This window comes from Agrobacterium sp. DE0009, from assembly GCF_007680755.1.
GTDB lineage: Bacteria > Pseudomonadota > Alphaproteobacteria > Rhizobiales > Rhizobiaceae > Agrobacterium > Agrobacterium tumefaciens_B.
The window spans coordinates 126,692-139,093 of the sequence record NZ_VEIU01000002.1 but is presented as its reverse complement, the minus strand read 5'-3'; the positions used below and the strand labels follow the sequence as shown (position 1 = coordinate 139,093).

Annotated in this window: 10 protein-coding genes; 6 read left to right on the top strand and 4 right to left on the bottom strand. The window is 58.9% G+C overall.

Annotated features, from left to right (window positions below):
• Position 1 precedes the first annotated feature (1 nt).
• From FS804_RS10100 to FS804_RS10085, 4 genes are all read right to left on the bottom strand, one after another.
• Positions 2-805, bottom strand: coding sequence for an SDR family NAD(P)-dependent oxidoreductase (locus FS804_RS10100; protein ID WP_186376755.1), 804 nt, complete (start codon positions 803-805; stop codon positions 2-4).
• Between the two features lie 75 nt (positions 806-880).
• Complete coding sequence (locus FS804_RS10095; protein ID WP_144576478.1) at positions 881-1,891, bottom strand: TRAP transporter substrate-binding protein; 1,011 nt, start codon at positions 1,889-1,891, stop codon at positions 881-883.
• Positions 1,892-1,954: 63 nt separating this feature from the next.
• A complete protein-coding gene (locus FS804_RS10090; protein WP_144576477.1) occupies positions 1,955-3,832 on the bottom strand; it encodes a TRAP transporter large permease subunit in 1,878 nt (625 codons plus the stop codon).
• 503 nt (positions 3,833-4,335) lie between these two features.
• Positions 4,336-5,562: an MFS transporter gene (locus FS804_RS10085; protein ID WP_144576476.1), complete on the bottom strand. Its 1,227-nt coding sequence runs from the start codon at positions 5,560-5,562 to the stop codon at positions 4,336-4,338.
• Positions 5,563-5,683: 121 nt separating this feature from the next.
• Between FS804_RS10085 and FS804_RS10080 the strand changes: the two genes are divergently transcribed.
• From FS804_RS10080 to FS804_RS10055, 6 genes are all read left to right on the top strand, one after another.
• A complete protein-coding gene (locus tag FS804_RS10080; RefSeq protein ID WP_186376754.1) occupies positions 5,684-6,277 on the top strand; it encodes a TetR/AcrR family transcriptional regulator in 594 nt (197 codons plus the stop codon).
• Between the two features lie 246 nt (positions 6,278-6,523).
• Positions 6,524-7,576 carry an NAD(P)-dependent alcohol dehydrogenase gene (locus FS804_RS10075; RefSeq protein WP_144576475.1) on the top strand — a complete coding sequence of 351 codons (1,053 nt, stop codon included), beginning with the start codon at positions 6,524-6,526 and terminating at the stop codon, positions 7,574-7,576.
• A gap of 369 nt (positions 7,577-7,945) precedes the next feature.
• A complete protein-coding gene (locus FS804_RS10070) occupies positions 7,946-8,830 on the top strand; it encodes an AraC family transcriptional regulator (protein WP_144576926.1) in 885 nt (294 codons plus the stop codon).
• 96 nt (positions 8,831-8,926) lie between these two features.
• Positions 8,927-9,838 carry an ABC transporter substrate-binding protein gene (locus FS804_RS10065; RefSeq protein ID WP_003522008.1) on the top strand — a complete coding sequence of 304 codons (912 nt, stop codon included), beginning with the start codon at positions 8,927-8,929 and terminating at the stop codon, positions 9,836-9,838.
• Between the two features lie 71 nt (positions 9,839-9,909).
• Positions 9,910-11,412: a sugar ABC transporter ATP-binding protein gene (locus tag FS804_RS10060; protein WP_144576474.1), complete on the top strand. Its 1,503-nt coding sequence runs from the start codon at positions 9,910-9,912 to the stop codon at positions 11,410-11,412.
• Entirely contained in the window at positions 11,402-12,379 is a 978-nt protein-coding gene (locus tag FS804_RS10055; protein ID WP_063946929.1) for an ABC transporter permease, read from the top strand. The genes FS804_RS10060 and FS804_RS10055 overlap by 11 nt, the downstream gene beginning before the upstream one ends.
• Positions 12,380-12,402 lie beyond the last annotated feature (23 nt).

Sequence of the window (12,402 nt, the reverse complement as noted above, 5' to 3'; positions counted from 1 at the left end):
ATCAGGAAAAAGCTCCCACAGCACAACTTTGCCCGCCGTCGACCGGCAGACAGATACCTGTAATGAATTTAGCTTCGTCGGACGCCAGAAATACGGCCGCTCTGGCAATATCGAAAGCGTCTCCCATTCGTCCCACAGGCACGGCCGCATTGCGTGCTGCCACCATATCTTCGACGGAGGAATATTGGCTGCTGATCTGCTTGTAGATAAGCGGCGTATCGATCATGCCCGGAAGAATGCAATTGGCGCGGATACCCTGCCTGGCGTATTGCATCGCAAGCGCCACAGTCGCCTGGTTCACGGCGGCTTTCATGGCGTAGTAGGCGAAATAAGGATAGCCGGTCCAGCGAATGGAAGCGAGCGAGGAGATATTGACGATGGCGCCGCCACCCTGCTCAAGCATGACCGGCAACACAGCTTTGGCGGTGCGGTAAACCGAGCCGATATTTAGATCGACAGAGGCGCGAAAGCGCTCCTCGTCCAGCTCGACGGGACCGCCCATATGCGTGACGCCGACATTGTTGTGCAGAATATCAATGCCGCCAAAGGTTTCGCAGGTGCGGGAGACGCTGGCTGAGACCGACTGGAGATTTGTGACATCGGCAGAAATTGCCAACGCCTCGAAGCCCTCATTGCGGATAATTTCAGCGGTTTCTTCGGCGGCTTCGGCGGAAAGATCGACACAGGCCACACGTGCGCCTTCACGGGCAAACTGCACGGCTGCAGCCTTGCCATTGCCGAACCCTGGACCTGATGATCCTGCGCCGAATACCAGCGCGCGTTTTCCCGTCAGGCGACCTGTCAAAACAGTCTCCATTCCACTCGTCAGACATAGGAGGCTGGCCCTGCCAAGGGCAGGACCAGTTGCTTTCAAGCTGTGTCAGGTCAGGCTTGCGCCGACAGCCTTTTCAAGAATGGCCCAGGCTTCATCGCCATATTTGCCTTTCCACTCGGAATAGAAGCCCGCGTCTTTCAGGGCGGCCCGGAAGAGCGTCGCATCCGTGTCGTTGAAGGTCATCCCCTTTGAAATCAGGTCTTCCTTCACGGAAGCATTCAGCTTCGCCACGTCGGCACGCTCGTCCTTGCCTGATTGGTTGAGGTTCTTGGCAACGATGGTGCGCAGGTCATCCGGCAGACGCTCCCAGGCGCGCTTGTTGGCCAGGAACCAGAAGCCGTCCCACATATGGTTCGTGACCGAGCAGAACTTCTGTACTTCGAACAGCTTGGCTGTGGAAATGATCGCCAGTGGGTTTTCCTGCCCATCGACGACGCCGGTCTGCAGCGCGGTATAGACCTCCGCAAAGTTGATCGAGGCAGGGGCCGACTTGAAGGCCTTGAACATCGATGTCCACAGTGGGCTCACCGGCACGCGGATCTTGAAGCTTTCGAGATCGGCCGGCGTGGCGATGGGCTTGGACGCGCTGGTGATCTGGCGGAAACCGTTATCCCAGATCGTATCCATCGCAACGAGGTTCTGCTTCGCGATTTCGCCGCGGACATATTTGCCGAGATCGCCATCCATCGCCGCCCAGACGGAATCGTAGTTGGGGAAGGCGAAGCCGATGCCACTGATGGAGGCGTTCGGCACCAGCGTCGACAGGATCAGAGGCGACAGCGTGAAGAATTCAACGCCGCCCGAGCGCACCTGGCTTAGAACGTCCGTATCGGCGCCCAGCTGGCTGCTGGGGAAAATACTGATGTTGACCTGTCCGTCGGTTTCCTTGGCGATGCGGTCGGCTGCCTCCTTGGCGCGGATGTTCATCGGATGCGCGGCGGGCAGGTTGTTGGCATATTTGTAGTTATACTGCGCCGCACGGGCGCGTGACACGAAGGCCGTCGCCAGAACGGCGGATCCGGCACCGGCGAGGATAGTACGTCTGTTGATATTCAATGCTTTTTCCTCCCAAAATAAAGCAGCGGTTTCATCGACACCGCGGGCGGACCCGCGGCGGTCTCAAAGCAGAATGGTCGACAGCCCCGGAATGGCCGCGATGAGCAGCAGGCCGACAACCATTGCCGCAAGGTACGGCCAGATGGCGGCCATTGCCTCGTCCGGTGAGACGTTACCGATCTTACAGGCGATATAGAAGCCGATGCCGATCGGCGGCGCCATCAGGCCGATATTCATGGCAACCACCACCACCATCGAATAATGGATGTCGTTGATGCCGAGGGTACGGGCTATCGGGAACATGATCGGCGCGAGCAGGACGATTGCGGGAAGCCCTTCGAGCACACAGCCGAGGATCATGAAAATCAGGATAGACACCACCATGTAAGTCATCCAGCCGCCCGGAAGATCGGTGATCATCGCGGTCAGCTGGAACGCGAAGCCGCTCTGGGTCAGCCCCCATGCCATGGCCGATGCGCAACCGAGGATCAACAGGATGGCGCCGGAAAGGGCCGCCGTTTCGACCAGCATCGAGTAGAGCTTCTTGAAGCTGATGCCGCCATAGAGCACCGCGCCGATAATCATGGCGTACAATACGGCAATGGTAGAGACTTCGGTGGCTGTTGCCACACCGCCGCCGACGAGGCTTCGGATAAGGAAAGGCAGAACCAGCGCCGGGGCGGCGATCAGGGCCGCCTTACCAACCAGCGGCCAGGGCGTGCGCTTCGCACCCTCCATGTTTTCATGGCGTGCCTTCCAGCGAGCCAGAACGGCCAGCACGAGGAGCAGCACCATGGCGATCATGAAGCCGGAGGTGAAGAGGCCGGCAATGGATACACCCGCCGCAGATCCGAGAACGATCAGCACGATAGAAGGCGGAACCGTATCGGCCATGGCCGCGCCGGTTGCCAGAAGTGCGATCATTTCCTTGGGCTTGTGGCCTCGACGCTTCATTTCTGGAAAGAGCGCCGGGGCTACGGTTGCCATATCGGAAACCTTGGAACCGGAAATGCCGGACACCAGAAACAGCGAGCCGAGCAGGACATAGGACATGCCGGCCCTGATATGGCCGAACATTGACGACAGCAGTTCGACGATTGCCCGGCCCATACCGGTGGCATCAAGAACGCATCCCAGCAGCACAAAAACCGGTACCGAGAGCAGGATGATACCCGACATGCCCTCATCCATCCGCCCGATCATGACAATGGTCGGAACCCAGGTGGTGAATGTAAGGTAGGCGAGGGTCCCCAGGCCGAAGCAGAAGGCGATCGGCACGCCCACGACCAGAAATAGCGCGACGAACAGGCCGAGGAAGATCGCCAGATTGAGGTTGCCGAGGTTTTCCAATGCCGGGGAAGCCAGATAGAGCAGGCCAGAAACGGCGGCAACCGTTAGAAACGCAGCGACGATGTCGCGGATGGTTTCGCGCCGGAAGAGATTGTTGAGGACCAGAAGCAGCATGAGGCAGGCGCCGACCGGGAGCGCGGCTGCGCGAAACGTCATCGGAATATTCAGCGCCGCCGACGTCACTACCCATTCCTCGATGGCATATTCCATGGCAGGCTTGATGATCGCCGCAAGGAATGTCGCCACCAGCACCAGGGCGAGAGAGTTGATGTAACCCAGGATGCGCTGCGGGAACATGTTGAGGAAGAGCGTCAGGCGCAGATGCTCGCTGCGATCGATGGCGATTGCCGCACCCAGCATGGCAAACCATAAGAAGCACAGCGACGCCGCCTCATCGATCCAGACGATTGGCAGGTGGAGTGCGTAGCGTGACGCCACGCCTAGCAGCAGAAGGCCGATCATCGTCGCGAGCAGTACTGCGGCGATAGCCTCGATGGGTCGCATGAACCGCGAGCCCGTCACGGGCCCGCTGTGCAACAGCTCACCATCCAGCACAAATACGTCGTCATTCGCATCTGCAGTCATGGTCATCGGGGCCTCCTCTCCCACTGAATAACCTTCGCAATGAAGATGGCGGGCAACGGAAACGAGGCCGCGGCGCGACATCAGAACTCATCGTTGCCAGACTGGCCAGACCCCTCCAAAAGTCCGATGCGACGGTTTATTGCCTCCACAATATGGACCGTCATAAAGCGATATATTGGAGATAGCGAGGAAGTGTCATCAAATCAACCGTAAAATAGCCAGTTTGCCCAGCAATTTCTCTCTCAATAACGATCCATATAGTGGACCTGGAAATTTTCGGGAGTGTGAGCGATCACTCTTTCGGCTACCGCCACTAGAAGCTTGGCAAGGGACGCGCCCCTATTCAATAGATCGGCAACTCGGGCGAGGCGGTTCCTGGTGTTCCCAACATATGAGCCGCTTTGCCTATCTCCAGAGGCAGGATCGCCTTGCAGGCCCGCTATCGGACCTTTACGGTTCCGACATCAGACCCGCGGGCGGTCCCGTATGAAAAAAGCCCTGTAGGGTCGTTATTCGGCCGGTTGTGGTGTGGCCTTTGACCTGCGGCTTTCGCGGTCCCCGGCGAGGCTGCGCTGACCGAGCGTGACGATCACCACCGTTGTCAGGCTTGCAGCCACCGACACCCAGAAACCGTTGTCAGGCCCAAATTTATCGATCACCCAGCCGGAGATGAATGCGCCCAGGGCCATGCCGATGCCAATCCCGGTCATCACCCAGGTCACGCCCTCTGTCAGCATCGATTCGGGCACGCGCCGTTCAATGAGACCAAATGACGTTATGAAAATCGGGGAAATGGCAACGCCGCTGAGGAAGACGGCAGAGGCCAGAATAGCAACGGATGTGTTGGCAACGAGTAACGGCAGGGCTGTGAGCGCAAGCACGCTGACGGCGATCAGCAACTGCCGTTGCAGTGGCAGTTTGGGATTGAGCGCGCCGAGAACAAGACCAACAATTAAGGACCCGATCGCATAAACGCCGATAACGAGGCTGGCAGCTTCCGGCTTGCCCAATTCCTTGGTGATTGCAACCGCGCTTACCTCTGCCGTTGCAAATGTGGAGCCGACGAAAACAAGCGCAATTGTAATGATCTGGACCGGCCGCAGGAATATGGCTGACCGTTCCGCGCGACCGCTTTCCGCTGGCCGCACTTTTGGCTCGGTGGACCTTTGCAGCAGAAAGGCGAGACTGCCGAGCGCCAGGAAGGTCGTGCTGACCATCATGCCGGCCTCTGGAAATAGCGAAACCGCTAGGCCGACCGAGAGTGAAGCGCCTGCAATGTAGACAAGTTCATCCGCCGCAGATTCAAATGCGAAGGCGGTGTTGAGTTCCGGCCGGTCGCGAAAGAGTTCCGTCCACCGGGCACGCATCATCGCCGGAATGCTGGGCATGGCAGCGGCAAGAAAGGCGGAAAGGAAGAGCGTCCAAACCGGCCATCTCTGGTTTGTAGCGGCAAGGAGGAAGGCAAAGGCGATGACCGAGATTATAGTGGCCGGAATAAGGACGGCGCTTTGTCCCTTGCGATCCACCAAACGGGAAATCTGCGGCGAGACGGCGGCGTTTGTGAGCGCAAAGGTCGCCGAGACTGCGCCGGCCAGCCAATATTCACCGTGAGTTTGAGACAGCATGGCGACAATGCCGATCGGGGCCATGGCAATGGGGAGGCGCGCGAAGAAGCCGGCGGCGGAAAATCCTTTTGCGCCTGGAGCCCGGAAGATTTCGCTGTATGGATTGGACATCGGGATGCACCTTGTTCTGAGCGTATCCACCACAAACATACGTGGCGTATGTGAATGAAATAATTGCATACGCGGCGTATGTCAACTAATATACGTGCCGTATGTCGGACATGGAGAAAAAATGCGCAAACCTCGCACCGAAATGATCGCCGAGACGCGGACAAAGCTGCTGGCTGCCGGTCGCAAGGCCTTTGGCAGCTTGGGCTATGCGGAAGCATCCATGGACGATTTCACCGCGGAGGCCGGTCTGACGCGCGGTGCGCTCTATCATCATTTCGGCGACAAAAAGGGTCTCCTGTCGGCAGTGGTGGCTGAAATCGACGCGGAAATGACGAAGAGGCTCTGTGAGATTTCCTCAAAGGCCAGCTCCCGCTGGGAGGGCTTTGTCGAAGAAAATCTCGGTTATGTGCGCATGGCTCTCGAGCCGGAGATACAGCGGATCATGTTTCGCGACGGCCCTGCGGTGCTCGGTGATCCTTCGCGCTGGCCTAACGCCAATGGCTGCATTTCCGCCGTCGCCCGGAGCCTTGCGGCACTTCACGAAGAAGGCACTATCGGCGATATCGATCCCGAGGCCTGCGCCCGCTTCATCAATGCGGCAAGCAGCAGCGCTGCGCAGTGGATCGCCAATTCCGGTGACCCCGAAGCAACGTCGAAACGGGCGATTGAAAGTTTCAGGGCCCTTCTGGAAGGGTTGCGGCTCAGAAAAGTTTGAACGGGCCGGGCAAATTCCTCCATAGGGCAAGCCTGATGTTTCCTGGCGAATCGCAGGTGCCCCGGTCGCGGCGGACAACTTCATTCGCCTGCCATTAATGAGAAATTCCGCGCCTACCGATACAGTTTTTCCGTCCAGCAAAAAAACGGGTCGATCCTGGTGATTTAAGTTTACTTTTGCCGAAGTTGCACGCCATCACGCTTACAGAATTCGCTGCCAGGCGTATCGCAAACGACGGAGGATGAGATGAAGGCACTGGTGCTGGAAGAAAAAGGCAAGCTCTCGCTCAGGGATTTTGATATTCCGGGTGGAGCAGGATCGGGAGAACTCGGACCGAAGGATGTACGCATTCGCACCCATACGGTCGGCATCTGCGGCTCTGACGTCCATTATTATACCCATGGCAAGATCGGCCATTTCGTCGTCAACGCGCCCATGGTGCTCGGCCATGAAGCGTCTGGTACGGTGATCGAAACCGGTTCCGACGTCACCCATCTGAAGGCGGGTGACCGCGTATGCATGGAGCCGGGTATTCCCGATGCCACATCGCGGGCATCGAAGCTTGGCATCTATAATGTCGATCCTGCCGTTCGCTTCTGGGCGACGCCGCCGATCCACGGTTGCCTGACACCGGAAATCGTTCACCCTGCGGCATTCACGTACAAGCTGCCGGACAACGTTTCCTTTGCCGAAGGCGCGATGGTCGAACCCTTCGCCATTGGCATGCAGGCAGCGCTGCGGGCACGCATTCAGCCAGGTGATATCGCCGTTGTCACGGGCGCAGGTCCGATCGGCATGATGGTGGCGCTGGCAGCGCTTGCCGGCGGTTGCGCCAAGGTCATCGTTGCCGACCTCGCTCAGCCGAAGCTGGACATCATCGCCGCCTATGACGGCATCGAGACCGTCAACATCCGCGAGCGAAACCTCGCCGAAGCAGTTTCGGCTGCGACGGACGGTTGGGGCTGTGACATCGTCTTTGAATGCTCCGGGGCAGCGCCAGCCATTCTTGGCGTTGCCACCGTGGCTCGACCGGGCGGCGCCGTCGTGCTCGTTGGCATGCCGGTCGATCCGGTTCCGGTCGATATTGTCGGCCTGCAGGCCAAGGAACTGCGGGTGGAGACGGTATTCCGTTATGCCAATGTCTATGACCGGGCGGTGGCCCTCATCGCATCCGGTAAGGTCGACCTGAAGCCGCTGATTTCGGCCACCATTCCCTTCGAGGACAGCATTGCCGGTTTCGACCGCGCAGTGGAAGCGCGCGAAACGGATGTGAAACTGCAGATCGTGATGCCGCAATAACGGACATGGCTTGCCGCTGATGAATGAGCGGCAGAGACGTTACGGAAAAGTATGAGTGTGGCCTGCCGGCATCCGGTGGGCCACACGTCAAAATTTCACCAGAAATCCTCTTCGGTTGCGCATTGTTTGAGCGCATCACGGCAAATTGAGCGAAAAAATCGCCGCCTTCGCCACGTCCGTAATCAGTCCTATCGGACGGCTATTCATTTCTCGACAAAAATGAGTCAAAAAAGTATCAGCAATTTCTTCGGCGTGATGTGGATGCAGAGATGCCGCACGCCATATGCTCCCATCAACGCCTGGGACGAGCCATAAAGAGGAATGGCCCGCTCCGTGAATGCGGCGGACGTATGAATGGGAGGAACTATGATGCAGCCCGATCTGGAACTGGTGCACATCCGCAAGGGCGAATCTTTCGCTGCTTGGCGGCATGGCTATCCGTTCCGCACCGTGCGCTGGCATTATCATCCCGAATATGAAATTCATCTGGTCGTCGCGACGTCAGGCACCTTCTATATCGGTGATTTCGTCGGCCGTTTCGGCCCCGGTCAGCTCATCATGACCGGCCCCAATCTCCCCCAGAACTGGATCAGCGAGATCGAGCCGGACGAAATCGTGCCGACACGCTCCCTCGTGATCCAGTTTCCGGAGAGCTTTATCGAAGATGCCTGCGCCTCCATGTCCGAGATGGAGGTGGTGCGCGCGCTGCTGGATCGCAGCCGCCGCGGTATTCTCTTTGACGACGAGACGAGCGATCGGGTTCGTCCGCTGATCCTCCGGCTTATCGAGGCGCAGGGGCTGACGCGTCTGGCGCTTTTTTGGGAAATTCTCGATCTCTTGGTCAATGCGCCGACATCCGAGGTGCTGGCAAGCCTTAGCTATGAGCTTGATCTGACGGGCATCGGCGATAGCGGCATCAACCGCGCTTTGTCGCATTTGCGCGAACATCTGACCGAACAGGTCGAGGAAATCGATCTGGCCGACATGGTGGGGCAGAGCCCGAGCGCCTTTTCCCGCGCCTTCAAGCGCCATACGGGAACGACGCTGGTGCGGTATCGCAATCAGTTACGCATTGATCTCGCCTGCCAGATGCTTTTGGCGGATCAGGACGTGAAGGTGGCGGAGGTCTGCTACGATGTTGGCTTCTCCAACCTTTCCAATTTCAACCGGCATTTCCTGAAACTCAAGGGAATGTCACCGTCGAGGTTCCGAACCATTTTTGCGGCCCAGAAGGCAGCTGTCATGGCGGAGTAACCAGCGACACATCGCCGATTTTTACCAATTCGGGCAGAGGTCTGTCCGGAAACGGGCACTTGTTGCCCCAACTTTCCTAATGGGAGGAAGAGTGAGATGAAAATGAAATCCAAGTTTCTGATGGCGACAGCCGCAATTGCCATGATGGCCGCTCCGGCGCTGGCGCAGGAAAAGCTGAAGATCGGCATGACCTTCCAGGAGCTGAACAACCCCTATTTCGTGTCGATGCAGGAAGCGCTGAAGGAAGCCGCAGCAAGCATTGGCGCCGACGTTGTCGTGACCGATGCCGGCCACGATGTGGCCAAGCAGATTTCCGACGTTGAAGACATGCTTCAGCAGAAGATCGACATCCTGCTTCTCAACCCGACCGACAGCGCCGGCATCGAAGCCGCCGTTCACGCTGCCAAGGCTGCCGGCGTAATCGTCGTTGCTGTTGACGCCAACGCCAACGGTCCGGTCGACACCTTCGTCGGCTCGAAGAACCGTGACGCGGGTTACAAGTCGTGCAAGCATCTCGGTGACGCGCTCGGCGGCAAGGGTGAAGTCGCGATCCTCGACGGTATCCCGGTCGTTCCGATCCTGCAGCGCGTCGAAGGTTGCAAGGCAGCTCTCGCCGAATTCCCCGAGATCAAGCTGGTCGATACGCAGAACGGCCGTCAGGACCGCTCCGTTGCTCTCGGCGTCGTTGAAAACATGATCCAGTCGCGTCCGAACCTCGCCGGTATCTTCTCTGTGAATGACGGCGGTGCGATGGGCGCTCTGGCTGCGATCCAGGGTTCCGGCAAGGACATCAAGCTGACCTCGGTCGACGGTGCTCCGGAAGCTGTGAAAGCGATTGCCGAGGGTGGCCCTTTCATCGAAACCACCGCGCAGTTCCCGCGTGACCAGGTTCGCGTTGGCCTGGCGATGGCGCTCGCCCAGAAGTGGGGCGCTCGCGTGGTGCCGAAGGAAGTCCCGATCGACGTTATGGTCGTCGACAGCAAGAACGCCGGCGAGTTCAGCTGGTAAGAACTCCTCCCAGACCCCGTCCCCATCTCGTATGGGGGCGGGGTTAAATCCCGACCATTGAGGAGGGTGAAATGCTGGAACTGAATGGAATAAGAAAAAGCTTTGGCAAGATCGAAGTCCTGCGCGGCGTCGACCTTGAGGCGCGCGCCGGTGAGGTGCATGCGCTTCTGGGCGAAAACGGCGCCGGCAAATCGACGCTGATGAAGATCCTGTGCGGCATTTTGCAGCCATCCGAAGGAACGATCCGCATTGACGGCAAGGATCGCCGCTTTGCCAATTATGATGAGGCGATTGCCGCCGGTGTCGGCATCGTGTTTCAGGAATTCAGCCTGATCCCCTATCTCAACGCCGTCGAAAACATGTTCCTTGCCCGCGAAATCCGCGGGCCGCTGCGCCTTCTGAACAAGGGCGCGATGCGCAAGCGCGCAGCAGAAATAATGAGCCGGCTGGCTGTGGATGTGCCGCTCGACGTGCCGGTGCATCGGCTATCCGTCGCCCAGCAGCAGTTTGTGGAAATCGCCAAGGCGCTGTCGCTCGATGCCCGCATTCTCGTGCTCGACGAGCCGACCGCCACGCTGACGCCTTCCGAGACCGAACATCTGTTCAAGGTCATGCGTGAGTTGCGCCGTCAGGGCGTGGCAATCATCTTCATTTCGCACCACCTCGAAGAGATATTCGAGATCTGCGACCGCATCACCGTCCTTCGCGACGGTGAACTGATCGGCTCCTGCCTGACCTCGGAGGTCGACAATGACCGTCTGGTTGAAATGATGGTCGGCCGGCGCATCGAAGCCAGCTTTCCGCCCAAACCGCAGCTCGATCCTTCCGCCGCAAAGGTGATTGAAGTCGAAGAGTTGCAATTGAAGAAGGGCGGCCCTGTCTCGCGCTTTGCGTTGCGCAAGGGCGAAATCCTTGGCTTTGCCGGGCTTGTCGGCTCGGGTCGTACGGAAACTGTTCTCGCCATGCTCGGGGCGCATTCCGCCTCCCGTCGCAAGATCAAGCTCGATGGTGTGGAGACGCGTTTTTCCGGTCCGGACGATGCGCTGATGCGCGGCATTGGCCTGCTGCCGGAAAGCCGCAAGGAAGAGGGCCTGATCACCAGCTTCTCCATCCTGCAAAATATTTCGCTCAACAATTATGGCAAATACCGCAAGGCCCACTGGTTCCTCGATCTCAAGAAGGAACTGGAGTACACGACGAAAGCAATGGCGCAGGTGCAGGTGAAGGCGCAAGGCCCTTACGCCCGTGTCGATACCCTGTCCGGCGGCAACCAGCAGAAGATCGTCATTGCCCGCTGGCTGAACCATGACATGCGCGTGCTGATCTTCGATGAGCCGACACGCGGCATCGATGTGGGCGCAAAGGCGGAAATCTACTCGCTGATGCGGGAATTCGCCGCCAAGGGTTACTCGATCATCATGATCTCCTCGGAGCTGCCGGAAGTGATCGGCATGTCCGACAGGGTCTGCGTCTTCCGCTCCGGCGGCATCGTCGCCACGGTCGAGGGAGACGACATCAATTCAGAAACAATAATGACAAACGCCACCACCGGGAGAGTTGAACATGTCGCTTGATGCAAACACCGGCACTGCCGCGAAAACGGGCGGTTTCAGTCTCAGCGCCATGCTGCGTTCCCCGCTCGCCCTGCCACTGGCGGGTCTTATTGTCGTATCGATCCTCATGGGGCTTGCGAGCGACAATTTCTTCAGCGTTAACAATATCATGAACGTGCTGCGGCAGGTTTCCGTCGTCGGCATTCTGGCCGTTGGCATGACATTCGTCATCCTCACCGGCGGTATCGACCTGTCGGTCGGAGCTGTCATGGCGCTTATCGGCACGCTGTCTGCCGGCCTCATGGTGAACACTGGCCTCTCGCCCGCAATTGCGCTGCCGGCCGGCCTTTTCATCGGTCTGGGCATCGGCATTTTTAACGGGGCGCTTGTCGCCTGGGGCAAGATGCCGGCGATCATTGTCACGCTCGCCACCATGGGCATGGCGCGTGGCCTCGGCCTCATCTATTCCGGCGGCTATCCCGTCAGCGGCATTCCGAGCTGGATTTCCTGGTTCGGTGTCGGCCGTATCGGTGTGGTTCCCGTCCCTGTCGTCATCATGGTGGTGATCTACGGCATTGCCTGGGTACTGTTGCAGCGGACCGCATTTGGCCGCCACGTCTATGCCCTCGGCGGAAACGAGCTGGCGGCCCGTCTTTCGGGCGTGAAGACCCAGCGCGTCAAGCTCGCCGTCTATGGCATTTCGGGTGTGACGGCGGCTTTTGCCGCGCTGATCCTCACCGGTCGCCTGATGAGTGGCCAGCCCAATGCAGGCGTCGGCTTCGAACTGGATGCCATCGCGGCCGTCGTGCTTGGCGGCACGGCGATTGCCGGCGGCAGGGGCCTCATTCTCGGCACGCTCATCGGCGCGGTGCTGCTCGGCATTCTGAACAACGGCCTCAACCTGATGGGCATCAACCCTTATCTGCAGGATGTCATCAAGGGCGGCATCATCCTGCTGGCCATTTATATCGGGCGCGAATGGCGCTGAGCCGGCCCGGAAACATCTTCATA

Coding starts and splice junctions, on each gene's coding strand:
- FS804_RS10090 (WP_144576477.1), bottom strand. CDS start 3,832: ATGACCATGACTGCAGATGCGAATGACGACGTATTTGTGCTGGATGGT.
- FS804_RS10085 (WP_144576476.1), bottom strand. CDS start 5,562: ATGTCCAATCCATACAGCGAAATCTTCCGGGCTCCAGGCGCAAAAGGA.
- FS804_RS10080 (WP_186376754.1), top strand. CDS start 5,684: ATGCGCAAACCTCGCACCGAAATGATCGCCGAGACGCGGACAAAGCTG.
- FS804_RS10075 (WP_144576475.1), top strand. CDS start 6,524: ATGAAGGCACTGGTGCTGGAAGAAAAAGGCAAGCTCTCGCTCAGGGAT.
- FS804_RS10070 (WP_144576926.1), top strand. CDS start 7,946: ATGCAGCCCGATCTGGAACTGGTGCACATCCGCAAGGGCGAATCTTTC.
- FS804_RS10065 (WP_003522008.1), top strand. CDS start 8,927: ATGAAAATGAAATCCAAGTTTCTGATGGCGACAGCCGCAATTGCCATG.
- FS804_RS10060 (WP_144576474.1), top strand. CDS start 9,910: ATGCTGGAACTGAATGGAATAAGAAAAAGCTTTGGCAAGATCGAAGTC.
- FS804_RS10055 (WP_063946929.1), top strand. CDS start 11,402: ATGTCGCTTGATGCAAACACCGGCACTGCCGCGAAAACGGGCGGTTTC.